The 24966-nt window shown below is 60.0% G+C and carries 25 protein-coding genes and 1 pseudogene; 18 read left to right on the plus strand and 8 right to left on the minus strand.

Annotated features, from left to right (window positions below):
• The first annotated feature begins 1279 nt into the window (after window positions 1-1279).
• Window positions 1280-1477, plus strand: coding sequence for a recombinase family protein (locus FOM02_RS30015; RefSeq protein ID WP_265440406.1), 198 nt, complete (start codon window positions 1280-1282; stop codon window positions 1475-1477).
• Between the two features lie 881 nt (window positions 1478-2358).
• On the plus strand, window positions 2359-2736 hold the full coding sequence (locus FOM02_RS47265) for a transposase (RefSeq protein WP_416207723.1): 378 nt from the start codon (window positions 2359-2361) through the stop codon (window positions 2734-2736).
• 14 nt (window positions 2737-2750) lie between these two features.
• On the opposite strand, the gene FOM02_RS30020 is transcribed toward FOM02_RS47265, so the two are convergent.
• The 4 genes from FOM02_RS30020 to FOM02_RS30035 all read right to left on the minus strand — a co-directional run bounded on the left by FOM02_RS30020 (window position 2751) and on the right by FOM02_RS30035 (window position 8196).
• A complete protein-coding gene (locus FOM02_RS30020) occupies window positions 2751-3440 on the minus strand; it encodes a 50S ribosomal protein L11 methyltransferase (RefSeq protein WP_322596914.1) in 690 nt (229 codons plus the stop codon).
• 900 nt (window positions 3441-4340) lie between these two features.
• Window positions 4341-5369 (minus strand): IS110 family transposase, encoded by a 1029-nt coding sequence (locus FOM02_RS30025; protein ID WP_265442218.1) that lies wholly within the window; start codon window positions 5367-5369, stop codon window positions 4341-4343.
• Between the two features lie 931 nt (window positions 5370-6300).
• The gene (locus FOM02_RS30030; protein WP_265440407.1) at window positions 6301-6966 is read right to left on the minus strand and encodes an RraA family protein; all 666 of its coding nucleotides are present in this window, start codon (window positions 6964-6966) and stop codon (window positions 6301-6303) included.
• Between the two features lie 21 nt (window positions 6967-6987).
• A complete protein-coding gene (locus FOM02_RS30035; RefSeq protein WP_265440408.1) occupies window positions 6988-8196 on the minus strand; it encodes an aspartate transaminase in 1209 nt (402 codons plus the stop codon).
• A 141-nt stretch (window positions 8197-8337) separates the two neighbouring features.
• On the opposite strand from FOM02_RS30035, the gene nac reads away from it, so the two are divergent.
• The 12 genes and pseudogenes from nac (at window position 8338) to FOM02_RS30095 (ending at window position 18016) form a co-directional block, all read left to right on the plus strand.
• Window positions 8338-9276 carry a nitrogen assimilation transcriptional regulator NAC gene (gene nac / locus FOM02_RS30040; RefSeq protein ID WP_035730124.1) on the plus strand — a complete coding sequence of 313 codons (939 nt, stop codon included), beginning with the start codon at window positions 8338-8340 and terminating at the stop codon, window positions 9274-9276.
• A gap of 112 nt (window positions 9277-9388) precedes the next feature.
• The gene (locus tag FOM02_RS30045; RefSeq protein ID WP_027562257.1) at window positions 9389-9829 is read left to right on the plus strand and encodes an acetyl-CoA carboxylase biotin carboxyl carrier protein; all 441 of its coding nucleotides are present in this window, start codon (window positions 9389-9391) and stop codon (window positions 9827-9829) included.
• A 3-nt stretch (window positions 9830-9832) separates the two neighbouring features.
• Entirely contained in the window at window positions 9833-11185 is a 1353-nt protein-coding gene (gene accC / locus FOM02_RS30050) for an acetyl-CoA carboxylase biotin carboxylase subunit (RefSeq protein ID WP_265440409.1), read from the plus strand.
• Complete coding sequence (gene pxpB / locus FOM02_RS30055; protein WP_027562255.1) at window positions 11182-11841, plus strand: 5-oxoprolinase subunit PxpB; 660 nt, start codon at window positions 11182-11184, stop codon at window positions 11839-11841. Before accC ends, pxpB begins: the two co-directional genes overlap by 4 nt.
• Window positions 11838-12824 carry a biotin-dependent carboxyltransferase family protein gene (locus FOM02_RS30060; RefSeq protein WP_265440410.1) on the plus strand — a complete coding sequence of 329 codons (987 nt, stop codon included), beginning with the start codon at window positions 11838-11840 and terminating at the stop codon, window positions 12822-12824. Before pxpB ends, FOM02_RS30060 begins: the two co-directional genes overlap by 4 nt.
• Window positions 12821-13240: a hypothetical protein gene (locus FOM02_RS30065; RefSeq protein WP_265440411.1), complete on the plus strand. Its 420-nt coding sequence runs from the start codon at window positions 12821-12823 to the stop codon at window positions 13238-13240. Before FOM02_RS30060 ends, FOM02_RS30065 begins: the two co-directional genes overlap by 4 nt.
• A complete protein-coding gene (locus tag FOM02_RS30070; RefSeq protein WP_265440412.1) occupies window positions 13237-14031 on the plus strand; it encodes a LamB/YcsF family protein in 795 nt (264 codons plus the stop codon). The genes FOM02_RS30065 and FOM02_RS30070 overlap by 4 nt, the downstream gene beginning before the upstream one ends.
• An 80-nt stretch (window positions 14032-14111) precedes the next feature.
• Entirely contained in the window at window positions 14112-14879 is a 768-nt protein-coding gene (locus FOM02_RS30075) for an SDR family oxidoreductase (RefSeq protein ID WP_265440413.1), read from the plus strand.
• Window positions 14880-14893: 14 nt separating this feature from the next.
• On the plus strand, window positions 14894-15595 hold the full coding sequence (locus tag FOM02_RS30080) for an amino acid ABC transporter permease (RefSeq protein WP_265440414.1): 702 nt from the start codon (window positions 14894-14896) through the stop codon (window positions 15593-15595).
• A gap of 2 nt (window positions 15596-15597) precedes the next feature.
• Window positions 15598-16371 carry an amino acid ABC transporter permease gene (locus FOM02_RS30085; RefSeq protein WP_416207724.1) on the plus strand — a complete coding sequence of 258 codons (774 nt, stop codon included), beginning with the start codon at window positions 15598-15600 and terminating at the stop codon, window positions 16369-16371.
• Complete coding sequence (locus FOM02_RS30090) at window positions 16355-17131, plus strand: amino acid ABC transporter ATP-binding protein (protein ID WP_416207725.1); 777 nt, start codon at window positions 16355-16357, stop codon at window positions 17129-17131. Before FOM02_RS30085 ends, FOM02_RS30090 begins: the two co-directional genes overlap by 17 nt.
• A gap of 40 nt (window positions 17132-17171) precedes the next feature.
• A pseudogene (locus FOM02_RS30095) lies at window positions 17172-18016 on the plus strand (ABC transporter substrate-binding protein).
• Between the two features lie 71 nt (window positions 18017-18087).
• Here the strand turns inward: FOM02_RS30095 and FOM02_RS30100 are convergent.
• Entirely contained in the window at window positions 18088-18477 is a 390-nt protein-coding gene (locus tag FOM02_RS30100) for a hypothetical protein (protein WP_265440415.1), read from the minus strand.
• 188 nt (window positions 18478-18665) lie between these two features.
• Window positions 18666-19166, minus strand: coding sequence for a molybdopterin-dependent oxidoreductase (locus tag FOM02_RS30105; RefSeq protein WP_265440416.1), 501 nt, complete (start codon window positions 19164-19166; stop codon window positions 18666-18668).
• Between the two features lie 509 nt (window positions 19167-19675).
• On the opposite strand from FOM02_RS30105, the gene FOM02_RS30110 reads away from it, so the two are divergent.
• Window positions 19676-20659, plus strand: a complete 984-nt coding sequence (locus FOM02_RS30110; protein ID WP_265440417.1) for a hypothetical protein — start codon at window positions 19676-19678, stop codon at window positions 20657-20659.
• An 85-nt stretch (window positions 20660-20744) separates the two neighbouring features.
• Here the strand turns inward: FOM02_RS30110 and FOM02_RS30115 are convergent, their stop codons facing one another.
• Both FOM02_RS30115 and FOM02_RS30120 read right to left on the minus strand, forming a co-directional pair.
• Window positions 20745-21137, minus strand: coding sequence for a hypothetical protein (locus tag FOM02_RS30115; protein ID WP_265440418.1), 393 nt, complete (start codon window positions 21135-21137; stop codon window positions 20745-20747).
• 287 nt (window positions 21138-21424) lie between these two features.
• Window positions 21425-21865 (minus strand): hypothetical protein, encoded by a 441-nt coding sequence (locus tag FOM02_RS30120; protein ID WP_265440419.1) that lies wholly within the window; start codon window positions 21863-21865, stop codon window positions 21425-21427.
• Window positions 21866-22316: 451 nt separating this feature from the next.
• Between FOM02_RS30120 and FOM02_RS30125 the strand changes: the two genes are divergently transcribed.
• The 3 genes from FOM02_RS30125 to FOM02_RS30135 are packed head-to-tail and all read left to right on the plus strand — an operon-like array spanning window position 22317 to window position 24338.
• Window positions 22317-22655 (plus strand): helix-turn-helix transcriptional regulator, encoded by a 339-nt coding sequence (locus tag FOM02_RS30125; RefSeq protein WP_027562245.1) that lies wholly within the window; start codon window positions 22317-22319, stop codon window positions 22653-22655.
• Window positions 22645-23925, plus strand: a complete 1281-nt coding sequence (locus tag FOM02_RS30130) for a type II toxin-antitoxin system HipA family toxin (protein WP_265440420.1) — start codon at window positions 22645-22647, stop codon at window positions 23923-23925. Before FOM02_RS30125 ends, FOM02_RS30130 begins: the two co-directional genes overlap by 11 nt.
• A 20-nt stretch (window positions 23926-23945) precedes the next feature.
• Complete coding sequence (locus FOM02_RS30135) at window positions 23946-24338, plus strand: hypothetical protein (RefSeq protein ID WP_265440421.1); 393 nt, start codon at window positions 23946-23948, stop codon at window positions 24336-24338.
• Window positions 24339-24966 lie beyond the last annotated feature (628 nt).

Raw genomic sequence — 24966 nt, forward strand, 5'->3', positions numbered from 1 at the left:
AACCCGTCGTCTTGATGTACTTGTGCCCGTTGTGCGTGGCCCAAACCACACCAACCCTGCGTCCATTTTCTTCGACGTAAAACTACCATTCGGCGCTCTCGATATCTTTGACAACCTGGTCCGATGGACCGCTTCCACGACTTTCCATCCCCAAGTCGCGACATTTAATGCCGCTGAGGCTCAGGCAATGGTGGACATACTCGATTGCGTGAAACCCAATCTAGGGCCGCATGAAAACTCGTGCGCTTTTGGCTTGGAATGTGCGTCGGATCCGGGTGAGCCGTGGTATTTCGCAAGAGAAATTGGCTCGTGAGGCCGACAGTCGTCCAATGACGTATGACAGCTATCCGTTTCGACGACGCGGAGCCGTAGGGGAACCGGAAGAAGGGTGTCGAGGGCATTTGGTTGAAGCTGATGTGCCGAGCCTGGCCAAGGCTCGCGAGACCATCGCCGATTTGCCATCTGCTGATCCGCACCAAGACCGACTCTGTCATTGCGCGTTAGTGCGACCTCGGTCGGTTGGTGAGCCCCGTGGTGCTCAGCAGACTATCTGATCGGCATCGCGGGATTTCGGCGCATCGAGGCTATGTCGTGCGCAAAGAGGTCGTCGAACGTCCGTTATCCGCGCGAGACACTCCCGCTGCCTGACTTGCGTGAGCTGGGGTGGGCGGCTTAGCTCGGACAATCGCTGCTGTTCGTCTTTCGCAAGATCAGTGCACCCCGCGTCTGCAGCACGCGTGGCCGCGTGTCAGCGGGTACGACGGCGTACCCCTAAGCTGTTCCGGGCATTCGGACTCTGATGATCTTCACTGCCGCGACGTATATTTCCAAATCGGCTTGTGAGAGGCCGGAGGCCTTGATAACACCCGAGCTGACGAGTGAACCGCAGATGTCTTACGTAGCTCGTCGAGCAACGCAGCAGTTGAGGAGCTTCGCCTTCCGTCCACATCTGCGAGTTCGGTTTGATTCTGCGCTTCATCGCGCGATTCAAACACGGTGCACCTTTGTGTGTCGATGTAATTAATGACTCAATACGTGTTATACAAAGCAATACAACTTAAACGTTGACATGGCCGAATGGCATTTCCTATTGTCGCGTCATCCGCCGCGAGATCGCGGAAGCGGACGACGTTCGCAAGGAAATCGCCCAGCGCGGCGCCTATTGGGCCGGCGACGATGAAAGCTGCGCCGCCAAGTCGCCGCGCTGCGCAAGCGTATCGCCAAGCTTGAACAAACCGACGCGTGATAGCATCCGACCATTGACGGTAGCCGCAAGCGCTTGAACGGCATCCTTCAGAATGAGCTGTACGCCGGGCGCATCATCTGGAACCGCCAAAGGTTCATCAAAGCCCCGGAGACCGGCAAGCGCATCAGCCGCGAAAACCCGCGCGAGCAGTGGATGACTGCTGAGGCAAAAGATCTGCACGCGCATGAAAAAGCAACCTTGACGCCCGCTTTGCGGCAGATGAACTCGTAGTGCGCGCTCTCGTCAACGTCCTGAAAGCGTCCCCACCGGCTCACGTCGAAGACAAGCAGATGAGCGAAGTCAGCGCGTCCCGATTGCACGTCGCACGGCCTCGACCTCAGAAGGTCGACGTGGCGATCGCCACGGCCATGAAGACGATCGTCTCTTCGCAAAGCGCCTGGCGGGGCTCTACCGCTTCGTTACCGCGGACTCTCGTGGACACCAATGAAGACGCTATTGCTCACACATATTCCGCAGTCTGGCAATCTGACGGCTGGTATCGCAACGGCGCAAATGTGCCGCTCCATTCCGCCATGCGAGTTGGCCATCTTCTGTGTATAGAATCCTCATTTACACCCTGAGCTCTATGCAGACCGCAGCCATATACCGATGCGGGTAGTACCTAAACCCAATGAGTTGAACGCGGGGAAAGGCTAATCTCCGATCAGGTGTGCGAGTGCCATTCTCGCCGAGACGTATCGACGCATGCAGTTGATTACCCCGCTTGTGAACCAAGCAGTTGAGTTTGGCAAAGAGCGCAGAGGGCAACCGCATTGTGGGCCATTTGCAAGGCGAAACGATGGTACGAACGACGGGTTCTGTCGCCCTGAGATTGGGCGTCCCTTTGCGACGCAAGGTTGGGATCACCTTGGATGGTGGCTCAGTGCGCACGGGTCGACTCGTTTAACCCTGATGCGACGTGGCGTGTGATCGCTGATGTAAGCGTGACGGGATGGATTTCAGGTTTCTGTGGCGACAATATCCCTTGCCAAGCTTGCCAAGCGGCCGTGTCGTGATGATCGCTCCGCTTCTTCGCGTGCGAGTCGCTGCTTCTCGCGTACGCGCTTATCAAGCTCGTTGGAGTTCCTCCTAGCTTTAAGGTCACGTCGGGAATGCAGGTCAATGTGTTGGGCGCCGAGCGTCGGCGGCGATGGAGTTACGACGAGAAGGTCCGCCTTGTCGAAGAGACCTTGCAGCCCGGCGAGACGGTCTGGGGGGCACGCCGGCATGGGGTGGCTCATAGCCTGCTGTTCACCTGGCGTCGACAAGTGCGCCAGGGGCGACTGGGCGGAGATGCTGCGCCTGCTCTTATTTCCGTCGAGATCACACCTGTAGTGGCTCCGATCTCGAGGGGCGCACCACAACTGGCGTCTTCACGGCCTGCACAGCGTGCAAGGGCTGGAATCATCGAGATTGATCTCGGGGCGGTTGGACAACTGCCGGGTTGTCATGAGGTCATTCAATCCGATCGACCGGCCTCCCTTGAGTGACGGCAGAAGAGGCTTCACCGAACCGTGAGCTCCCAGATGATACGAATGTGCCCCCCTTCAATCGAGGGTCGGAAAATATGCATGTTTCTAACGCGCAGCTTGCTGTCATCGATCACGTTCAGGACGCGCCCAATATCTCCCTGATCAGAAAAGACGACATACATCAGGCCATCAGCCTTGAGCCAATTATGCGCTCCCCCCAGAGCTGCGGCCATGGCGCTGTGACCTTCGTCAAAGCAAGAGCGCTCCAGGTCGTCCTTTGCTTTTCGGTTCCAGTATGGGGCGGCAAACAGAATAAGGTCGAACGTTTCTTTAGGCTGTAGCGCAGAATAAATGTCACTGAGGCGCACTTCTGCGTGATCGGAATAACCTAACCGCTCGATGTTTGTCTTTGTGGTGAGAACGGCTTGCGGATTAATGTCGAGAGCCACCAGGCGTTCTGCCCCAGCGCGGAGTGCCGCCAGCCCCAACACGCCTGATCCGCATCCTAGATCCAATATTGTCGCTCCAGATTGGATGTGCCACTTCGATATCAAGGCGTCGGGAGCGTGACTCAGGCGTGGCGACAGAACGCCAGGGAGAATGTGCAACAGCATACCGCACACTTCCACATCGTGCGGGTGTTCGCACGACCGGAGGTCAGCGATCATTGCGTCTACATCGGACATTTGGTGCCGCGGCGATACGGCTAGGGGTGCAGTCATTTCAACTCTCCAGTTCGCTAGCGCGCGCTTTGCCTGATCCTCGTCCCATCCGATCAATGGATCGCCCTATTGGGCGAGTACGGTAGCTGTCGCACGCTCGGTACTCTGTACAGGGTCCGTTTTAGAGACGCTGCGATCATGGTTTTCCCATCCTGTCTGAATGCGCGTCGCGCCTTCGCTGGCTATCGTCGCCTCGTAGCAACGGCCGTGCCATCGGCATCCAAAGCGTACTTGGCTTCTGATTTTCCTTGAAGAACGGCTGCAGGCAGACTCTGGCGTGTTCTGCCGCTCCAGCGAGCGTGTCGGCGCCGGTGTCGCAAACCCAACACCGTACAACCGAGTTGGTGTACGAATGGCTTCGTCTCGCAGCTATTCTCACGGCAGGTTCGACCATAAATCAGAAGTTGCGATCTTCGTTGAAAACTGACGTTTCGACGAAGCTCGTCGTGAACGGGCAAGACTTCGCTCAATTCGCGGTTTTGATGCCGCCCCAAATGACTATCTAGCTGATCTAAGGTGTCAATCGGCCCTTTAATTGCGGGTTGTTGTCAAGCTGCCATTCATTCTCTCCAGTGGCACGCCGGTAGCGATTGCTCCGTCGGAGCTGGTCGGGTTGCGGAGACGGAGCGATCGCGGATGGTGAGACGATCGCCCAGAGGGATTGGATAATCGATGTCGTTGGCGGCTTCGGCGTAGTTGGGTTGATGTCGTAGCTGGGGTCATGGTCCTTTCCGAGGTCGCGAGACGCGCCTCATGATGATGTCCGGATCGGGCGCCCCAACGTTTGCAGCGGAGTGCGGACGGACCGCCACCAGCCGATTGACCGAGGTCGCCACGACCACCGTCCCAGCGGGACATCGCCAGTCCGGCAGGCCGGACCAGGAACTTAAAAAAATAGGGTTAGGCCTCCTTCGCCTGGCCCCAGTCGAACGATGTGCCGTCGACCCAGATACAGTGCAGGATTACGGCGATCTTCCGGGCAACGGCTACCTTTGCCTTCCTCATGCCAATCCGCTTTGCGAGCTTCATGCCCCAGGCCTTGAGGCAAGACCATTTCTTTGTTCGGTACAGCAGAACGGTTGCGGCCTCGAATAGGTAAGTTCGTAGAAGTCGATCGCCCCAGCGGGATATCTTGCCGTTGGTGTCAGTTTCGCCAGATTGGTTGCGTCGCGGCGTAAGCCCCAAATAGGCGCCAACTGTTGAGGCCGATCGGAAGCGCGAGGGATCATCGATCGTATGGCGGAATGTTAAGGCGGTCACGACGCCGACACCTGGGACCGTCATCAGACGGCGCGTCGTCTCGTCCTGTTTTGCCAACCGGCGGACTTGGTCATCGAACTTATCCTGTTGCTGACAGACGTTCTCATGGATCGACAGGAGCGGCGCTATCACGCTGAGGAGTGGATGATTATCGCCCAACAGCTCGTTGACCTGGTTGCGGAACTGCTGGCCGATTGCGCGTGAGAACAGCAGGCCATATTCTTTGATCAAACTCCGGACTTGGTTCTCGATATCCCGGCGAATGGTCACGAGACGAAATCGCGCAACGAGTATCGCTCGAATCTTCTGGCTTTCTTCGCTCTTGACCTTCACCTCCCGGTACCAACCGACCCGCACCAACTCGGCGAGGCCTCGGGCGTCGTTTTGATCACTCTTGTTCATGCGAACCGACAAGGCTGCGTGCGCGTGCCGAGCGTCGATACAGACGACGGGAAGATCAACCCTACGGAGTTCATGCCAAAGCCAACTCGCCATCGCACCAGTCTCGAATCCGATGCGCTCGGCATGAGGCGCATGCTTGCGAAGCAGGCTGGTCAACGCGCCCGGATCAGATTTGGCCTTTCCTTCGAAGATTACTTGTCCCATCTCGCCGACTACGCATATCGCTGTTTCCCTCTGCGAGACGTCCAGCCCAACGTATTGCTTCATCATAGCTGCTCCGAATCGTTTGATTGCGAGAGCTCGACAATAGCGAGAGTACCTCCCGCCCAAACGTCGACCGCAATTATGTCATCGTTTGCAAATTTGGCTCTGACCCTAAGTTTGGTCCAGCGCCGACTAGTCTGCACCGATTAGCCTAGCCTGAAGCAGATCTATTCTACCGCGGCCGTACATTCATACATTTGACGTCGGACGAGCTTCAGGCGCGTGATCTGACCTTCAGTCTGGCCGTTGGACCAGTCGGTCTCACCAGAGTTCGAAAAAGAGAACCGCGAGGTGGTCGTGCCGATGCTTAAAACCGATATGTCTTCCAGCCGTTCTTCGAGAAAATGCTCCGCCTCATGAAGCGCGAGGTGGTCGGGAGAGTTTGCGTGGAGACCTCCGTCTGCGAACAACTCGCCACGTATCTTGTGAAGGGGGAAGAACGTCGGGGCTGCGGAAGGAGCAAGCGCTACCACAGGTGGCCCAGGACGTCGGCCCGATCAACATCGCCTATTTGGGGCCTGCTGACCTGTCTGGTGGCTGTCGCGCGACTAGGGGCCTGCCGAGCGCGCTTGCACCGGCCCCGTCGATAAGCGCAGTACAACTAAGCACTATGATCGTGCGACGAATGCCCATCTACTGCCGGATAAGCCCAGGTGTGCGACCGCTAAGTTATTGATTGTTCTTAGTCCGTGGCTGTCCCTTAGTCAGCGGCTCCCAGGTTCGAGCCCTGGTGCGCCCACCAAGCAATATCAATTACTTAGAGCGTTGCGCGTCGGAACGGACCTTTTTAGTTGGGAAATTTCGCTAGGATTGTTCGCGATTTCGTAGGTCGCCCTACGATTTGTTGCGATCAGTTGGGCGCTTGATGATGCGATGACAACTGGTTGGCGACGGCCAACGTCAGCTTGTTCGAATTCGAAAGCGCCAGGGCCGTTCAGTTCGCGCAACGCGCCTCGAGCGCATCGACGAAGGCGCGATCCCATCGGCCCCCGCGGATCGCATCGATGGTGCCTTGTTCCTTTTGCTCCTGCGCCAATGCTTTCTCGATGACCGTTGCGGCCAGGGACGGTGGAAATGCCAGCAGGCCGTCCTGGTCTCCCACAATGATGTCGCCCGCGTTCACGGGCATGCCGCCGACAGTGATCGGGACATTGATCGCTCCGGGACCATCCTTGTAGGGACCGCGATGAGTCACGCCGCGCGCATAGACGGGAAAAGTGCGTGCACGGATTTCCGCAACGTCGCGAATCGCGCCGTCGAGCACCATGCCGGCAAGCCCGAGCGAGGCCGCGGCGAGGGTCATGATGCCGCCGACGAGCGCGTTGGAGATGTCGCCGCCGGCGTCAACAACCATCACGTCGCCGGGACGGCAGAAGTCGTAGGCACGAAGGATGGCAAGGTTGTCGCCGCCGCGCGTCTTCACGGTCACCGCGGTTCCCACCATCGGCGCCGGGGAGTGATAGGGGATTAGCCCAACGCTGCCGCAATTGCGGTGCAGCTGGTCGCTGAGCAGGGCGACTGCGATGGTCCGCAGTTCTGCGATCACCGCGGGATCGACTTGCGGAGCCGAGGGATTCTTTTCGATGCCGGTGTTTGACATGAGGTGCTTCCGATCGGGAGGCTAGCGAAGTTCGGAGACGGCGCGAGCGATGCGGTTGATGCCGTCGTCGAGCACATCGAGCGACGCGGCGATCGAGATGCGGAAGTACGGCGACAAGCCATAGGCGCTACCTTGGACCACGGCGACGCCCACGCTTTCGAGCAGATACATCGCGACGTCGCCGTCGGTTTCGAGGTGCGCACCGGCGGGAGTTTTTCGACCGATCAACCCGGCGCAATTCACGTAGAGATAGAACGCGCCGTCGGGCGGCAGGCAGCTCAAGCCCTCGATCTGGTTGATGCGCGTCAGCATGCGATCGCGGCGGGTACGGTAGATCGCGACGCTTTCGGTAACGAAGCGCTGGTCGCCGTTGAGCGCTTCGATGGCGGCAGCCTGACTAATCGAGCAGGCGTTGCCGGCGGCCTGCGACAGCAGCGTGTTCAGCGCGCCGATCAGATCGGAGGGGCCGGCGATCCAGCCGATCCGCCAGCCAGTCATCGCGTAGGTCTTCGACACGCCGTTAACCGCAAGCACGCGGTCCGCCAGTTCGGGGGCGGCGTTCAGCAGGTGCGGCGTTGCGCGACCGTCGAAGCGGATGTGTTCATAGATGTCGTCCGTCATGACCAGCACGTTGGGATGACGTCGGAGAATGTCGGCCAGCTTGCGGTATTCCGCCGCCGAGTAGCTCGCGCCCGTCGGATTCGACGGCGAGTTGATGATTAGCCATCGCGTCTTGTTCGTGATGGCAGCTTCGAGCTGCTCTGGCGAGATTTTGAAGCCTTGGCTTTCCGGGCACGCGACAATCTTCGGAACGCCCTCGCAGGCGATCACCATGTCGGGATACGACACCCAGTAGGGAGCCGGGATGATCACCTCGTCGCCGGCCTCAATCGTGGCCTCTAACGCGCTATAGATGCCGCTTTTACAACCGTTGGTGACGATGATGTCGGAAGGGGCGTAGACGAGGTTGTTCTCGCGCTTCAGTTTGGCTGCAATCGCCTCGCGCAGATCGACGGATCCCGGCAGCATCGTGTAACGGGTGGCGCCCTTGTCCATCGCCTTTGAGGCCGCGGCGCGAATGTTCGCAGGCGTATCGAAGTCCGGCTCGCCGACGGCAAGGCTGACGATGTTCCAGCCCTCTCGCTTCAGCGCCGTTGCCCGATCGGCTGCCGCCGAGCTGGGTGAAGGCTTGATGCGCCTCACCCGTGCGGAAATACGAGGATGGTTCATAGTGATTGACCCTTGCTAAGCGAGGTGCGACGCTAGAGATTGAGCTCGGCCCTGGCCAACACGAGTTCAATCTGGCCTGATAGGCATATCTTATGGATGCTCTGCTCGGGTCTGGAGCAGACCGCAGTCTGAGGACAGGACGTGAATCTCAGGCGACTGCAGTATTTCGTGAAGATCGTCGACGTCGGCAGCCTGACGCAAGCCGCCGATGTGCTGCATGTGGCGCAGCCAGCGCTCAGCCAGCAGCTTGCAACGCTCGAAGGCGAGGTGCGTCAGCAGCTTCTCGTGCGCACCAAGAGCGGTGTGGTGCCGACCGAGGCCGGCAAGGTGCTGTATCGCCACGCCCAGCTCATCCTGCGGCAATGCGACCAGGCGCGCGCCGACATGAACGCGGCCGCAAAGAATATCTCGGGCGCCGTTGCGGTGGGACTCGCGCCGGGGACTGCCGCGGCAGGACTGGCTCTGCCGCTTCTGCGCACGGTGCGGGCGCGGCACCCCGGCATTTTGCTCTATTTAAACGAGACCTATGGCACCACGCTTTCCGAGCTCGTGATGAATGGCCGCATGGACCTGGCGGTTCTCTACGGCGGCAAGACGGCCGTCCACGGCCTCGCATTCCAGCCGCTGTTGCGAGAGCCGCTTTACGTCGTCGGCCGCGGCAGCATGGTGGCGCCGCCGCCCGAAGTGCCGCTCGCAATGCTCGTTGATACCGAGCTCTACCTCGCGCGCCCCTACAATGTCGTCCGCAAGATGGTGAATGACGCTTTCGCGGCCATCGGCAAGGTCCCAAAGGTCGTCGCGGAAATCGAATCCGCCAGCACGCTGACCGCCGTGATCTCCGATGGGCTTGGCGCTACCATCCTGCCCGAATCGATGGCGCGGCTGGTCGCATCGTCCTGCGATGCCTGGCAATCCTGCATCATCGATCCGGTCATCGAGGCGCCGCTGGCGCTGTGCCAGTCCGGTCATTTGCCGCTCTCCGAACCCGCACAGGCGATTAAGGAAATCCTGCTGGAGCTTGTGGCCGGTCTGCCGGGAAATCTCCTTCCGCGTGAAGAGCGGCCCCAGAAGGCGTCATAGCGCTCCCTTATAGGGGCAAAGCCAATCCGTCTTGGTCGGCGGGAATCGACGGCGCTAGCGTCGAGGCCGGCGTGGCGCATCCAGCCCCACGATCCCGTATGGGTGGCGGAACATGGATTTGGAGCGGATTAAGACCCTGATCGATGCGATGGCTGCGTCTGATCTGAATGAGATGGAGTTCAGCGAAGACCGCTGGTCGCTCAGACTGGTTCGACGGGCGCAGCCTGGCGATACGGTTCGGGTACCGGTTAAGACGGTCCCATCCACACGCGCCGGACAGCGGCCAATTCGCGCCGAACCTGGTGTCGCGCCGAAGCGACAGGCGAATGTCGCAGCGCCCTTGTTCGGAATTGTGCATCTGCAACCGGCGCCGGATGCGCCCGCCTTCGTTTCGGTAGGACAGGCTGTGACGTCAGGAACGACAGTCTGTGTGATCGAGGCGATGAAGATGTTTCACGGGGTTCTCGCCGAACGGGATGGTACGGTGTCGGCGATCCTGGTTGCCTCGGGTCAGGAAGTCGAGGCTGGCCAAGAACTTATACGGTTCGCGTGACTCATGTTTGAATCGGTACTCATAGCCAATCGGGGAGAGGTTGCCTTACGCCTCCTGCGGACATGCCGGCGTCTCGGATTGCGAACGATCGTGGTCCATTCCGAGGTCGACCGAGAGGCTCCGTATGTGGGTCAGGCTGACCTCGCTCTGTGCATCGGCCCCGCCGCGGCAGCGCAGAGCTACTTGAACCAGAAAGCGATTCTGTTTGGGGCCGAGGTCAGCGGGGCCGAAGCGATCCACCCCGGCTACGGATTTTTGTCCGAGAATGCCGGCTTTGCCGAGCAAGTGGAAGCCGCAGGCCTGACATTCATCGGCCCGACGGCCGCGAGCATGCGCGTCATGGGGGACAAGATCGCGGCCAAGCGCGCCATGAGAGCGGCAGGCGTTCCGTGCGTCCCCGGTCCCGATGCAGCCCTGACTGAGGATCTCGATGTCGTGCGCGCGGCGGCGCGTGAGATCGGCTATCCCGTGATCCTGAAAGCCGCGGGCGGCGGGGGCGGTCGCGGCATGCGGGTGGTGGAGAGTGAGGGCGGCTTGCGTGACGCGCTGACCCTGACCCGGGAAGAAGCGCGGCGGGCGTTTGGCAATAGCGCCATCTATGTCGAGAAATTCCTGGGCCGCCCGCGCCACGTCGAGATCCAGGTGATCGCCGACACGCACGGTAACACAGTCTGGCTTGGCAGCCGCGATTGCTCACTCCAACGCCGACATCAGAAGGTGATTGAGGAAGCGCCAGCCCCGCAGACCGAAGATGGGCTGGTCCGCGAAATCGGCGAGCGCTGTGCGGAGGCTTGCCGGCAAATCGGCTATCGCGGCGTCGGGACTTTCGAATTCCTGGTGCAAGATAACGCGTTCTACTTCATCGAGATGAATACGCGTCTCCAGGTCGAACATCCCGTTACCGAGATGACCGCTGGAATCGATCTTGTCGAGGCTCAGATCCGTGTGGCGCAGGGTGAACGGCTGCCGTTCAGGCAGGGCGACATCGCCTGTCGCGGTCATGCCTTCGAGTGCCGCATCAATGCCGAAGACCCCGACAGCTTCGTACCGTCGCCTGGTGTGATTGATATCTGGCAGATGCCGGGCGGACCTGGCGTGCGCATCGACAGTCATGCGAGTGCCGGTTACCGCGTATCGTCGTACTACGACTCCCTGCTCGGCAAGCTTATCGTCCATGGTGCGACGCGCCATGAGGCGTTGGCCCGTTTGCGCGTGGCGCTCGACGAGGCGCGGATCGAGGGGATTGCAACAAACCTGCCCCTGCACCGGCGCCTCGTTGCCGACCCCGAATTTATCCGCGGTGGTGTCAGTATCCACCATCTCGAGACGAAACTTCGGTTGAGTAGGCAGCCATGACGACGGATCGGCCTCGCACAAGCCTGCTCGGGACGACGGCGCTGCTTTTCGAGGCGCCCGGCGAGACCACGCTTGAAACGCAGCGGCGGATTTGGGCCATGGCGCGCGCGGCTGCCGGATTTTCCGGCGTGCGCGAGGCCGTGCCAGGAATGAACAATCTCATGCTGGCCTTTGTTGAGCCGCCGCGACGACCGGAAGAGATCGAGCAAAGGCTCGTCGAACTCTGGGACGTCGTCGAGCCGCTTCCGATCGCCGGGCACTGCATCGATCTGCCCGTCACCTATGGCGGGGAAGCGGGACCGCATATGGCCGATGTCGTTGAGCACACCGGCATGAGCATCGATGAGATCGTCGAACGCCATAGCGCGCCAACCTACACCGTATTCGCGCTCGGAAGTCATCCCGGCTATTGCTATCTCGGCGGCATGGATGAGCGTATCGCGACGCCGCGCCGCAAGGTGCCGGTGCTTAGGATTCCGGGAGGAGCCGTGTCGATAGGCGGTAATCAGACCGGCGTGTCTGCCTCGGTCGGACCGAGCGGGTGGAACACAATCGGCAGCACACAGGTCGCATTCTTCGATGTGAATCGCAGCCCGCCGGCACTGCTTCAGCCGGGCGACAGCATCCGCTTTAGGGTTGTCCGGGTGCTGCGATGATCAAAATCTTGTCAGCGGGCGCGCTAGCGACCGTCCAGGATCTCGGCCGTACCGGTGGGCTCAATCTTGGCGTCGGGATATCGGGCGCCATGGACGCGCTCGCCCTTGCAGGAGGCAATATCCTGCTACGCAACGAGGAGAACGCCGCAGCCATCGAGATTCCGGTTCTTCCCTTCAAGGTTCGTTTCGAGCGCTCGACTGTTTTTGCTGTCACCGGTGCCGATTGTGCGGGAAGAATTGATGAGGCGCCGGTGTTGCCGTGGTGGGCGCATCGCGCCGAAGCGGGGCAGGAGCTGTCGCTTTCGCTTCCCAAGCAGACGACATGGCGCGCGAGCCGCGCCTATCTGTGCGTCGCGGATGGCGTTGACGTGCCGGCCGTGCTGGGCTCGCGCAGCACGCAGTTGAGAGGCTCGTTTGGGGGCCACGAGGGGCGGCCGCTCCGCGATGGCGATGAACTGCCGACCGGCCGTTCGAACGAGCGGGCCACTCCCGGCTTCGGCCTGGTCCCGCCAGGGCTCGCGCTGCCGCTTGACGTCGACGGTGTGCCCGCCGCTCGCGTGTTACCAGCCGCCGAGTACGACTGCTTCACCAATTCATCGCACGATGCATTGTGGTCGACTGCCTGGAAGATCACCCCGCAGAGCGACCGCTACGGTTACAGGCTTGCCGGCCCTGAGCTCATCCCCCTGCGTCCGCTGGAATTGCGCTCACATGGTATCGTGCCCGGCGTCATTCAGGTGCCCCATGGCGGCCAGCCCATTATCCAGATGCGCGATGCACAGCCCTCCGGCGGCTATCCCAAAATCGGCACGGTGATCGAGGCAGACCTCTGGCGCCTCGGCCAGGCTCCGATCGGGAGCAGCGTCCGCTTCATCCGCTGTAGCTGGGATGATGCGCTGGGCGCCGCGACAGACGCCCGCCGCTGGCTTGCCAACGCCCGTCGTCTCGTCGAGCTTCACTGCGGCGAAGGGGGAGACCGATGAGCACTCCTCTCGATCACGTCGACCAGCTGAGCGTTTGGCTCAAGGACGCCGGTCTCGCGCTGCTCGAGCTGCGCGGTCCGAGCGCCTCGCTGCGTTTGGTCAACGACGGCGTATCGGTGCGCGCCGTTGACGGTGAGGAGATCCCGCCCGTCGATGCGCCGTCAATCACCGTCCGCGCTACATCGCCGGGCATTTTTCTCGATCGTCACCCGCTTCACGAGCACGCAATCGCTTTGGCTGACGCCGATGTCCGGGGTGGCGAGCCTCTCGGCTTCCTGCAAATCGGTCCTTTGCTTCTAGCCGTGCCTGCCCCCCTGTCAGGAATGGTGACCGATGTGCTGACCGATCACGGCACGATCGTGGGCTACGGCACGCCGCTGCTCCTACTGCGTCCGATTGAAGGTGAGACATCATGAAGATCGATCTCAACGCCGATATGGGCGAAGGTTTTGGTCCGTGGCCGATGGGCAATGACGAGGCGCTGCTCGACCTTGTGTCTTCGGCCAACGTCGCATGCGGCTTTCATGCCGGTGATCCCCTGATCATGCAGCGCACGGCGGAGCGCGCCAGGGCGCGAGGCGTCGACCTTGGAGCCCATGTCGGGTTTCCGGATCGTCAGGGATTTGGCCGGCGCGTGATGCAGATCGACCTCAGCGAGCTCGCCGCCATGGTCACTTACCAGCTCGGCGCGCTCGACGGCATCGCGCGGGCCGTCGGGCATCGCGTCACGCATATGAGCTTTCACGGCGCGCTGGGCAACATGATTGCTGCCGACGCCGATCTTGCTCGACCATTGGTGCGCGCGGTTGCCGCGTTCGATCCCAATCTCCTGATCCTTTCCTCGAGCAGTCGCGCCATCGAAGGGGCGGCGGCGCGGTGCGGTATCAGGGTCGCCACGACGTTCCTGGCTGACCGGGCCTATGACGACGAGGGCCTGCTGGTGTCTCGGGCGAAGCCCGGCGCGGTCATTCACGACGCCGGGGTGGTTGCCGAGCGGGTCGAGCGTCTGCTGCGTGACGGCGTGGTCATTGCCTCCAGCGGAAAGCCGCTCGCCATGCCGGTCAAATCGATCCTGCTGCATGGGGATACCCAGGGCGCCGTCGAGCTGGCCCGAGGGATTCGGGCCTCGATCGAGGCTGCGGGCGGCGAGATCCTGCCGGTTTCCCGGCTTGTGGCGGGCTCCGACGGGGCCGTTGGGCGACCATAAGGGGACCTTATCCCGCCACAGCTAATCCGTCTTGGCGAGGAAGTTGCGCGATCGTTTAGCGTTGAGAGGTGAGGAGCCAGATGCCATTCTCCGATTACAGGACTGCTCTCGTTACCGGCGCCTCGTCGGGCATCGGTCTTGCGGTCGTCGAGTGCCTGGCGCGCGAGGGCCTCAAGGTTCATGCGCTCGCGCGGAGCGCGGATGCGCTGAAAGCCTTGGCCGATCGCACCGGCTGCATCCCGCATGCGATCGACGTCAGAGATATTGCGGCTATGACCAAGCTTGCTCAGGATCTAGAGGTCGACGTGCTCGTCAACAGCGCGGGCGTCGATCGGCCGAAGAAATTTCTCCAGGCGGATGCGGAGGACATCGACCTCCTGGTCGACGTCAACCTGCGCGCGATCCTGCATCTCTGCCGCCTGCTCGTGCCGGGCATGGCTCAGCGCGATCGCGGCCACGTGGTGAACATCACGTCGATCGCCGGCGCTTACAACTTTGCGGGCAACTCGAGCTATCATGCGACCAAGGCGGCCGTCAGCATGCTGACCAGTCAGCTCAGGGTCGATTGCTTCGGCAAGCGTGTGCGCGTCACCGAGATCTGCCCTGGCCGGGTTGCAACCGATATCTTCGCCCATGTCCACGGCGACAGCGCTGAAACGCGCGCGAACTTCATCGATGGCTTCGAACTGCCCGAGGCAAAGGACATTGCCGACGCGATCGCGTTTGCGATCGCCGCGCCGGTGGCGGTGAATGTCGGCTACATCGAGATCACACCGACCTTGCAGGTGCCGGGTGGCTTGTCGACCACTCGCCCCGAGGGTTCCCCAAAACCCATTCTCCCGACCTAGATGAGGGGCGCGCGATGAAGGGTTTCGACCTCATGGCCGTCCTGCTCAATCCGGAGTTCAGCCGGATGCTGGTCCACGGGGTGAAGATGACCTTCATCATCTTCGTTGGCTCATGGCTTCTGGCGATGAGTCTTGGAATGGTCCTGGTTGCGATTCGGATGCTGCCGAGCCGGATCGCTAGCGGTTTCGTCGCGATCTACGTCTCCTACCATCGCAATGTGCCGACCTTGGTGCAGCTCATGCTCTGGTATTTCGGCATTTCGAGCTTGCTGCCGGACTCGGTTCAGATATGGCTCGGCGATCACAATGGCGAAGCGGTGTTCGCGGTCGTTGCTCTGGGGTTGTGCCAGGCCGCGTATTTCAGCGAAGATCAGCGCTCCGGTCTACGCGCGGTGCCGAGGGGGCAGTGGGAAGCCGCTCGTGCGCTGGGGCATAGCTACGTCGGAGCCATGGCCTACATCCTGCTGCCACAGGCCGTTCGCAACGCGATGCCGGCGCTGGTGAACCATACGGTCTCGCTGTTCAAGAATTCCAGCCTTGCGATGGCGATCGGCGTCGCCGAGCTGACCCACGCCGCCAAAGAGGTCGAGAATCAGAGCTTTCGTCCGTTCGAGACCTACCTGATTGCCACGATCGTCTATCTCGTCTGCTCGCTACTGCTGATGTGGCTTGGCCACCATCTCGAGCAACGCAGCCGCATGGCCGGAGCGGTCTGATCATGTCGCTGCTCGCGAGCATGTTCGAGATCGTCAGGAATAACTGGCTGTTGCTGCTCGTCGGCCAGTATCCGAACGGGCCGCTTGGCGGTATCGCGGCCACCCTCATTCTCTCCGTGCTCGGCATTGCCTTGGCCTTTCCGCTGAGCGTCGTGATGGCGCTGGCCAGCCTGTCGCCGTGGCGGGCGCTGCGCTGGCCGGTCATGGCCTTGGTCTACGTCACCCGCGGTGTGCCGCTGCTGCTGATTATTCTGTGGGTCTATTTCGTGCTGCCGCTTTTGATCGGCCATAGCGTGCCGGCGTTCGCGACCATGCTGGTCACGTTGGTCGGCTATGAAGCCGCATTCCTGAGCGAGATCGTGCGTGCCGGAATTCAGGCGCTGCCACAAGGTCAGATGGACGCCGCCCGCGCGCTCGGGCACAGCCGTCTCGGCGCGATGCGCTACGTCATCCTGCCGCAAGCGCTGTTCAACATGATCCCGAGCATCCTCAGCCAGTTTGTCTCAACCATCAAGGAGACCACGCTCGGCTACATCATCAACGTCCCCGAGCTCACCTTCGCGGCGGGACAGATCAACAACCGGTTGCTGACCAAGCCATTCGAAGTCTACTTCATCCTTGCCGTCAGCTACTTCATCGTTTGCTGGACCTTGACGCAGGCCATCAACATGGTCGAGCGGCGGATTACCGGGCGCCGAACCGCAGGCCCCGTTGCCGTGTCTGCACTGCCTGCCGTACCCGCAAGCGCATCAGGGGCATTTGACCATGTCGCATGAGACTCCGTCCCGGGAGGCCGATCCGATGATCAAATTCGTCGCCGTGCACAAATTCTTTGGGGCACTCGCCGCGTTGAGCGACGTCAACGCCGAGGTGAGGAAGGGCGAGGTGGTGGTGGTCTGCGGGCCGTCCGGCTCGGGCAAGTCGACGCTCATCCGTACCGTCAACAGGCTCGAGGAAATCCAGTCTGGCTCGGTGCTGTTCGAGGGCAGGGACGTTCACGGCAAGGTGGGTGGCACGGCGCTGAATCACTTGCGGAGCCGGATCGGATTCGTTTTCCAGAGCTTCAACTTGTTTCCACATTTGAGTGCGCTCGACAATGTCATGCTTTCACCGATGAAGGTGAACGGCGTCAAGCGCAGCGAAGCGCGTCAAGCGGCCCTTCGTCTGTTGGATCGCGTCGGACTCGCGGCCAAAGCCCAGAACTATCCGGGCCAGCTCTCCGGCGGACAGCAGCAGCGCGTGGCGATCGCGCGCGCGCTCGCCATGGAGCCGCCGGCGATGCTGTTCGACGAACCGACCAGCGCGCTCGATCCGGAGATGGTGGGCGAGGTGCTGTCCGTCATGCGCGGCCTTGCGCGCGATGGAATGACCATGATGTGCGTGACCCACGAGATGAACTTCGCGCGTGATGTGGCTGATCGCGTCTGGTTCATGGACGCCGGAAGGGTGCTCGAGACGGGAGCTCCGGTCGACTTCTTCCGCTCACCGCAACACCCGCGTGCGCAACGCTTCCTGTCGGACCTGCACACAAGGTGACCGCGCTGGCTTGACGAGACCAATCTGGAGGAGAACACAGATGTCTTTTACGAACCGTTCAGTCGGCCTAGTGGCCGCGATCGGAGCCCTTGTCGGGCCTGCGTCGTCGGCGTGCGCCGACCAGCTGTCGGACATCATCCAGCGCAAGGAACTGCGCTGCGGAACCTTCGCGGACGTTCCGCCATTTGCGGCTCCGGATGCCAAGACACGTGAGATGGTCGGCTTTGACGTCGACCTCTGCAAGGCGATTGCCCGACACTGGGGCGTTGCCGCAAAGGTTCGCCGCTCTCGGTCGAGGCGCGGGTGCCCGAAGTCCAGCTCGGTCATGTCGACATCACGGTGGCGAACCTCGCCTACACGCTGGGGCGCGCCGAGCAGATCCAGTTTTCCGATCCCTATTACATCGCCAAGGAAATGCTGGCGGTGAAGGCGAGCGACCCTGGGACCGCCAAGGCCGACTTCAAGGGTAAGCGGCTGGCATCGACCAAAGGATCGACCTCAGAACTCGCGATCAAGTTGAACGAATCCGCCCCGCTGACTTTCGTCGATACCGGCTCGGCCTTCATGGCGGTTCAACAGAACAAGGCGGTCGGAATGGTGGCGAATACCATGACCATTACCAAGCTCGTCAGCCAGTCCAAGGAGGCGGGGCAGCCGCTGAAGATGATCGAGGAGCCCATGGTGCTGCAACCGATCGGCATCGGCATGAAGAAGGACGAGCCGGCGCTGCTCGCAAAGGTCAACGAGACCCTGCTGTCAATGGACAAGGCTGGCGAGATTAACCAGATCTGGGACAAGTGGCTCGGTCCCAGCACTGAGTTCAAGATGACACGTACCGACAAGGTCGCACCGCTCAGCCAGCTGAAGTTCACGCCGCTTCCATGAGCTGTGAATTGGCGCCACGCGCGGATGCTGCTGTTGGCGGGTGGCGGAAGCTACGTGATGCGAAGCCGAACTCAATATGTTGGCGGGTGGTTGGGTGAGGACGAAAGCCGGGTGAAGTCCTCCAGCGCTCCCGGGAGGGACGCGCTGTCACACACCAGGACGACATCCCTCCCTGCTACCAGCAAGTGCCCGCAAGGTTCGGGCGTGACCACCATCACTTGGCGTGCGTGCGGGAGAAGATCGACAAGTTCATCATCCATGATGTGCTCAGCACGCCCTTTCGTGACGTACCCGGCCCGCAGCACGACTTGATTACGGCAATTGGTCTGTTTGGGCTTTGCAAAAGCCCAGAACACTACGCATGGGCTCTTGGAAACGCCGCGGCTCAACTCGCTGAGGACCGCTACATGATCGGTGCCGACTGGGTCAGGAGCGCGCGTTTTATCGACGCGGAAGGGCATGATAAACTCATATATCAACGAAGCATCTATCAGGCGCGCCGCCGACGAACACCGGCTAGGCGTACTGTCTCTGAGCAAGGGTTGTATTCGGGGCGACCCGCTTTATTCGACCGTGTTCGTCTGGCTCATGCGCAGAGAGTGAGGCCGCTCGGATTGGACGCCAGTGACTAGTCCTCGCTCTGGTGCGGCTATTGCGGCGAAGATTTGATGATTTGCAGCAAGTTCAGTTGTTTGACCCAGCGGCTACGACGACCTTCTTGAGGTGAAATGACCTGGAGAGGACCGGTCCCGCTCGGCAATGGGGAGCCATCTTGCGCATCTGCCACCAGGAACGTGCCGTTATCAAACTCGGGCAGAGAAATAATCGCGACGAAACCATCAGCGCCTTGAACGTGGAGATATTTTGCGACGTCGGCACCTTTCAGGTCTTGCTTGAGCGGCACCCCCGCTTTGTTCAAAAGGGCAGCCAGGTCAACTCCTGAATAGGTCGTACTTTTCCCGGCCGAATCCGTGACTGTGATCGATGTGTGAGGAAGTGCCTGAAAGTCGGGTTCAGAGAAGGACAGTGGAGTCGTCACTTGTCCATCTACCGTCAAATAAGCAGATGACGTTGCAGTCTGCGCTTGCGCGCTTGCTGCAAAGAGAAAAAGGAGAAGCGCCGTACGTTTCGTACAGAACACGATCATCATCCTCTCTTTAAAGGTCAGGGCCTACTTCCAAGCTCTGAGCGAAAACTTACTGGGAATCAAATCGTGCTTGCAAAGGCAGATTCGCGCCGTAATTGTATCGGAATGAAGTGGTGCGTCATAGAGGAAAGAGGCTCATGCGCGTTATTCAACATTTAGGAAGTCGTATATTTCGCAACGTCCTTTTTGCGACCACGATTACATGCCTTGCTCCGACACATGCACATGCCGCAAGCGGTTGTGCTCCCGGATCGACTTGCCTCTCGGTGACAGGGAAGGGCGTTCCAGCTCCTGAGCCGGCACCTTTCATTGCGCAATGCACCGGGGCCTTTCCAGACTTCGTCACGCCATCAGCGATGGTACCGAGCGCTGGTCCGTGGTTCAAACTGTCCCAATCGTACCCTACGGCGGTCCCGGCGAACGACGCACCGTGGTCGAATATCGACTTCAAGGACGGAGTGACGGGGGCCAATGCTTACCTCTATGCTCTGCGAGACTATGCATTTGATGGCATGATCGATGCCGACTTCAAGCCGGAAGCCAACAACGTTCGGCCCTGGTTTCACATGCCGCTGATGAATTTTGGACCGCGTGCACGAGAGCCGATGCGCGGCTTGACCTCAGAACGTTCTGTGACCGGACCGGAGCTCGGTCTCAAGCCAGGAGTGACCATTCACAATTATGCGGTCGGCTTCTACAATGCAGCGGGTGCCGTCACGATCGGACAGGTCTTGGGCGGCGCTTCGCCCGATCTAGCAAAAGCTCAATTCCCCCAAGGAGCAATGACCTTCAAGATCTTGTTCAGCGACGTTACTGCGAATGACTTCCAGGGTTCTGACGTCTTGTCGGGTGCTCCGCAGTGGACGATCCGGACAGCTGCCGGCCCCCAAACCGTGCGCCTCATGCAGATGGACGTCGCCGCGGTGGATAGTCGCTCGCCAACCGGGTGGGTCTTCGGGACTTTTGCTTTTGACAGCAATGCAACTGATACCTCCCCGTGGCGGAGGCTCCGGCCCGTAGGCCTTTCATGGGGAAATGACTTTGGCTTCACACCCGCTGACGAGCAAGCAGGCAAGAAGCTGACCGAAACCACGATCTCGGACCAGGCGCCTGCTTACGCAGCCTCCCATTTGGGATGGGCGGGGCGCGCGAACGGGCCGGTCGACAATCCGATTTCGGGGTGCTTGAGCTGTCACAGCACCGCCCAATTGCCGTCGGCGCCCATTACATTTTCGAACGCCTGTACGACGGACGCTCAGAAGATGCTTTGGTTCAGAGATCTGAAGGGTAATCAGCCGTTTGGAGGTGTGGATGCAAGCTGCAATCCCATCACAAGCGCACCTCCGCCGAAGCCTCTCGACTTTTCACTCCAATTATCGGTCGCAGTCCAGAACGTGGTGCAGTTTGGTGATGCCAATCCGTGTTCGCCATCGGCCTCTATCATGAACCTTCGGGTCGAGGACCATCCCGGAGAGCACCCGCGTATTGCTCGCTAGCGCCAATTACAGGGATGGAAGAGGCCCTTCCGCAAGATGGTTCGTCTCAACTCGCGCTGCGACATCTTCGTCGCGGCGGTTGGCATCAGGCTGTCAGATCTTTGACGAAGTCCTTCTCGGAATAGGTCTTGGCGTCGAGCCCGAGAAATTTCGAACTCAGTTCGGGATTTCTGGCGATCGTCTGCAACTCTTCGATCTGCGGTGGGGTTGCAGGCAGGAATCCAGCAAGCCTATGTGCTCGCTCGACTTCACCCGCATATAATGCTGTGCGCTGAGACCACTCGAGCTTGAGCTCCTGCTCGAAGCGGGCGTCCACGTACGGACGTGCAATAATGAGCTCTGCCAGCAAATTGGCATCAAGAAAGGCATCCGTAATTTCCTGGGCGGTGACCGAGTCCTTGTGAGACCAAGCATCGCCAATGAGACACGCTCCGGTGTCTGACACGGCGCGGATGAACGATGGTTGATTCAACGCCATTCGAAAGCCCTCACAGAGCGTGGCCTGGAGCGGGAGCGTGACGAAGTTTGCTATTCGAGTTGCCGCTTCGCGCAGAAAACATCGGGGACCAGCCTTGAAACTGAAGAAGAGACCGGTTGGAAACTAGGACGATCATAGAAGAGCTCACCGTCAAGCCTTAGTCCAGCAACGGAACGGAGTACGAGGAGCGGCAGTTCATCGTGACCGTTGACGGCGAGCTTGAAAGGACGATGTGCCTCTTTCCCGGTAGAGCGCGCCGGAATGAATCATGCTCAACGTTTGATCGATCAAAGCGATACAGCATTTAGCGAGGGCGCGCAGGCGTGCCAGGCCTTCTCAACGCGGTCCTCGAGGATCCGGTGGGTCGCGTTTGCAACCGGCTCGATAAACGTGCGAATTTCAGCCGGCGAAAAGCTGAAATACGCCGGAATGGCGCCCTTCATCATGAGCTTTGCCTTGCCGTCCGCGGCATTACATTCCGAGCAGACGAGCTCGCGAGGGAACCTGGATACCAAGTGTTCGACGGTATCGGCTATTTCTCCACATCCTGGCGGAAGATCCAGGGTCCAGCGGTCCCCGAACAACGTGCCCCCTCGACGCCCCACATAGTCCCGCAGGTGATCGTGATGCTCTTCCAAATTGGCGAGCAGAATACCGCGACTGGAAAGGCGGAAGAGTATCGACTTTGCTGCGCCGGCAAACGGGACAGAACCAATTCTGTTCGACAAGAGCCCAATTCTGATTGAGGTCGAGACCCTTCGCACCGTGTCTGAAAACGGCAGCCTTGGTTTGGCTGCTGCTCCAATCTTCCATTTCGGTCCGGAAAGCAGGATTCCATTTCATCGCCGGGCAGTGTTTGAAGGCGCCAGAAGGCGAGTTCGACAAGCCACATGCTGCTCGGTCCGCATTCTGCGTTCATGCTATGTTCGTGAGGTCGATTTCGCAATCTGTCGCGCTTTTGGATGCGAAATCTCCTGTGAGAAGCTTGGACGAGACGAGAGATCTGGGTTTGATGGCGTCTCGCCAGGTCCTTGATAATTCTCCATTTGATGTGGAACCGGTGGTCCATTAATGAACCATTACGGCTCATTTGGGCTTTTTATAAACCACCCAGTTGAGGCTTTTGCAGTCCTGGTCTATATATGTTGCACGAGGGGCGTAACGATCTATTTATGAACCATGGCTAAGATCCATCATCCCATTTCTGCCTATGCCGCCGATGCTGCGGTGCTGCTTGGGCAGCTCCTGCGCAAGGCCCGCATCGAACGGAAGATGAGCACGCTCAATGTCGCGGAGCGGGCAGGGATCTCGCGCGGGCTGCTGCGGCGCATAGAGGCAGGCGACCCGCGATCCACAATTGGCGCTGTCTTTGAGGTCGCCGCGATTGTCGGCGTCAGGCTATTCGACGTCGAGCAGGCGACAATGTCTCAGGCGATCGAAAGCAATCGCGAAGTCATGACGCTTCTGCCTAAATCCATTCGTGCCCGGCGGGGTGAAGAGGTCAAGGATGACTTCTAATCCCAAATTCACTGAGGCCTATGTCTGGACTTGGCTACCGGGCCAGACAAAACCGGTTGTTGCAGGCCTTCTGTCGGCGCGTGGCGAACAGCTCCTGTTCAACTATGGACGGAGCTATATGGAGCGCAAGGACGCCATTGCGCTTTATCAGCCCGAATTGCCGCTGCGGAGCGGAATCCTTCCGCTTCTTGCGGATCTGAACATGCCGAATTGTATTCGCGACGCCGCTCCCGACGCCTGGGGCCGGCGCGTGATCCTCAATCGCAAGTTCGGTGCCCGTGAGAAGGAGATTGACGCGGGCAGTCTTGCCGAGCTGACCTTTCTCCTCGAGTCAGGGTCGGATCGCATCGGCGCGCTCGATTTTCAAGCCTCGCCCTCCGCCTATGTCGCGCGTGAAGGCGAGGGCGCCTCTCTCGATGAGCTCTTGAATGCGGCGGCGCTCGTCGAACAAGGAACGCCGCTGACGCCCGAGATCGACCGGGCTCTTTTCCAAGGTAGCTCCATTGGCGGGGCGCGCCCGAAAGCGACGATTACCTCCAACGATAAGAAATTCATCGCGAAGTTTTCTTCGCAAACCGACCTCTATAGCGTGGTGAAGGCGGAATTCATCGCAATGCGCTTGGCCGCGGCGGCCGGGCTTCGCGTCGCGCCTGTGAACCTTCAACGCGTGGCGGGCAAGGACATCCTCCTCATCGAGCGCTTCGATCGTGCGAAGGCTACCGACGGATGGTACCGCAAGGCCATGGTATCCGCCCTAACATTGCTTGAGCTGGACGAAATGATGGCCCGTTACGCCAGCTACGAACAGCTCGCCACGACCATCCGCCACCGTTTTACGGAACCCAAGGAGACGCTACGGGAGTTGTTTTCGCGCATTGTCTTCAACGTGCTCTGCGGCAACACGGATGACCATGCCCGAAATCACGCAGCCTTCTGGGACGGCACGAATCTGACGCTCACACCTGCCTATGATATTTGCCCGCAAAGCCGCACGGGCGGCGAGGCGACGCAAGCGATGCTTATATTGGGCCAGGATCGACACAGTCAGATTGCGCTCTGCCTGAAAGGCGCGCCATCGTTTCTTCTCAACGAGGCGGATGCCGTCGCGATTGTCGTGCATCAAATCAAGACCATCAAGGATTGCTGGTCGGCTGTTTGTGACGAAGCCGCGCTTGGACAAGTGGATCGAAACTTGTTTTGGCGCCGCCAGTTCCTGAATCCTTACGCCTTCATTGGCGCGCCGCAGGCCATAACGAGCCTGATCAGCTAGTTCGATCGGAGACCAAACACATGAGCGACAAACACGCGATCGAAGTCTTCCAGGATCTCTCGATCCTTGGTCCCGAAACCAGGCGTGCAGAGCTGCGGGAGGCGCTTATTGCCGCTGCAGCAACGCCATGGGAGCGTGGGATAGACGCCGAGAAGGACCTTAGTCGCATGGCACGCGGCGACGATGTCCTCGTCTTTCAACGGCAGAGCGACAAGAGCCTGCCTGCGGCCAGGCTCACGCTCTGGTCCCGCGAAGGCGGGTATACGATTACAAATATCGTTCCAAGAGAGCTCGACCGGCTTACTTACGCGCAATACAATGGCCTCTTGCAAGAATTCGAACGCCTGATCGCCAAACCAGCAGCCTTCGACCGGCTTCGTCGTAGAACTCTCTTCTCCCCGGCTGTCCCTTGAAGAGTGGGTCTCGCCTGAGGCGGCTAAGGCGCTCGAAGCTTTCTCGGATTTGGCGAACAAATCCACTGGCTCATCGCATCCGCTCGACCAACAGCGCTGGCTCCGCTTTTTGATCCTGGCGCATTGCAGCGCGCAAAAACCGGACGGCGAACGGTTACGCCGCTGGTTAATGGAGGAACTTTGGATCCATAACTAATTGCCTCGACCATAGCACCCTACGCTTCTTCCGGACGGCCCGTTCTTGAATCGTGCCGAGACCCGAGTGTGAGCTTTACTGATTCCCTACCGCTGTTGTCGTCTTTACTTATTTGTACGATTTTACGCTCGAGTGCGCGATAGAGGTGGGGCTGAGCTTGCCCACGGAGTAGGTCTCCGCGACGAATGTTGCAGCACGAGTAAGCTTCCGCTCTACAATATTCGATAAGGCGTCGATGACAAATCGAACGCAACCTGAAATTACACCCCATACCCCTCTTCGCCTTGCTGATGCCGTGAAGATCGCGTTTCCTTTGGGAGGAATGACGGTCGCGGGCTTACGTCGCGAGCGCGATCGTAACCGATTGGTTATTGAGAAGATTGCCGGCAAGGAATTTACAACGCTGGCTCATATCGGACGGATGCGAGAGCT

The sequence above is a fragment of the Bradyrhizobium sp. SEMIA genome (genome assembly GCF_014844175.1).
Lineage (GTDB): Bacteria > Pseudomonadota > Alphaproteobacteria > Rhizobiales > Xanthobacteraceae > Bradyrhizobium > Bradyrhizobium arachidis.

Excerpts from the sequence above, each read along its gene's own strand:
- FOM02_RS47265 (WP_416207723.1), top strand. The coding sequence starts at position 2,359 with ATGCAGGTCAATGTGTTGGGCGCCGAGCGTCGGCGGCGATGGAGTTAC.
- FOM02_RS30020 (WP_322596914.1), bottom strand. The coding sequence starts at position 3,440 with ATGACTGCACCCCTAGCCGTATCGCCGCGGCACCAAATGTCCGATGTA.
- FOM02_RS30025 (WP_265442218.1), bottom strand. The coding sequence starts at position 5,369 with ATGAAGCAATACGTTGGGCTGGACGTCTCGCAGAGGGAAACAGCGATA.
- FOM02_RS30030 (WP_265440407.1), bottom strand. The coding sequence starts at position 6,966 with ATGTCAAACACCGGCATCGAAAAGAATCCCTCGGCTCCGCAAGTCGAT.
- FOM02_RS30035 (WP_265440408.1), bottom strand. The coding sequence starts at position 8,196 with ATGAACCATCCTCGTATTTCCGCACGGGTGAGGCGCATCAAGCCTTCA.
- FOM02_RS30045 (WP_027562257.1), top strand. The coding sequence starts at position 9,389 with ATGGATTTGGAGCGGATTAAGACCCTGATCGATGCGATGGCTGCGTCT.
- accC (WP_265440409.1), top strand. The coding sequence starts at position 9,833 with ATGTTTGAATCGGTACTCATAGCCAATCGGGGAGAGGTTGCCTTACGC.
- pxpB (WP_027562255.1), top strand. The coding sequence starts at position 11,182 with ATGACGACGGATCGGCCTCGCACAAGCCTGCTCGGGACGACGGCGCTG.
- FOM02_RS30060 (WP_265440410.1), top strand. The coding sequence starts at position 11,838 with ATGATCAAAATCTTGTCAGCGGGCGCGCTAGCGACCGTCCAGGATCTC.
- FOM02_RS30065 (WP_265440411.1), top strand. The coding sequence starts at position 12,821 with ATGAGCACTCCTCTCGATCACGTCGACCAGCTGAGCGTTTGGCTCAAG.
- FOM02_RS30070 (WP_265440412.1), top strand. The coding sequence starts at position 13,237 with ATGAAGATCGATCTCAACGCCGATATGGGCGAAGGTTTTGGTCCGTGG.
- FOM02_RS30075 (WP_265440413.1), top strand. The coding sequence starts at position 14,112 with ATGCCATTCTCCGATTACAGGACTGCTCTCGTTACCGGCGCCTCGTCG.
- FOM02_RS30080 (WP_265440414.1), top strand. The coding sequence starts at position 14,894 with ATGAAGGGTTTCGACCTCATGGCCGTCCTGCTCAATCCGGAGTTCAGC.
- FOM02_RS30085 (WP_416207724.1), top strand. The coding sequence starts at position 15,598 with ATGTCGCTGCTCGCGAGCATGTTCGAGATCGTCAGGAATAACTGGCTG.
- FOM02_RS30100 (WP_265440415.1), bottom strand. The coding sequence starts at position 18,477 with ATGCCCTTCCGCGTCGATAAAACGCGCGCTCCTGACCCAGTCGGCACC.
- FOM02_RS30105 (WP_265440416.1), bottom strand. The coding sequence starts at position 19,166 with ATGATGATCGTGTTCTGTACGAAACGTACGGCGCTTCTCCTTTTTCTC.
- FOM02_RS30110 (WP_265440417.1), top strand. The coding sequence starts at position 19,676 with ATGATCGATGCCGACTTCAAGCCGGAAGCCAACAACGTTCGGCCCTGG.
- FOM02_RS30115 (WP_265440418.1), bottom strand. The coding sequence starts at position 21,137 with ATGGCGTTGAATCAACCATCGTTCATCCGCGCCGTGTCAGACACCGGA.
- FOM02_RS30125 (WP_027562245.1), top strand. The coding sequence starts at position 22,317 with ATGGCTAAGATCCATCATCCCATTTCTGCCTATGCCGCCGATGCTGCG.
- FOM02_RS30130 (WP_265440420.1), top strand. The coding sequence starts at position 22,645 with ATGACTTCTAATCCCAAATTCACTGAGGCCTATGTCTGGACTTGGCTA.
- FOM02_RS30135 (WP_265440421.1), top strand. The coding sequence starts at position 23,946 with ATGAGCGACAAACACGCGATCGAAGTCTTCCAGGATCTCTCGATCCTT.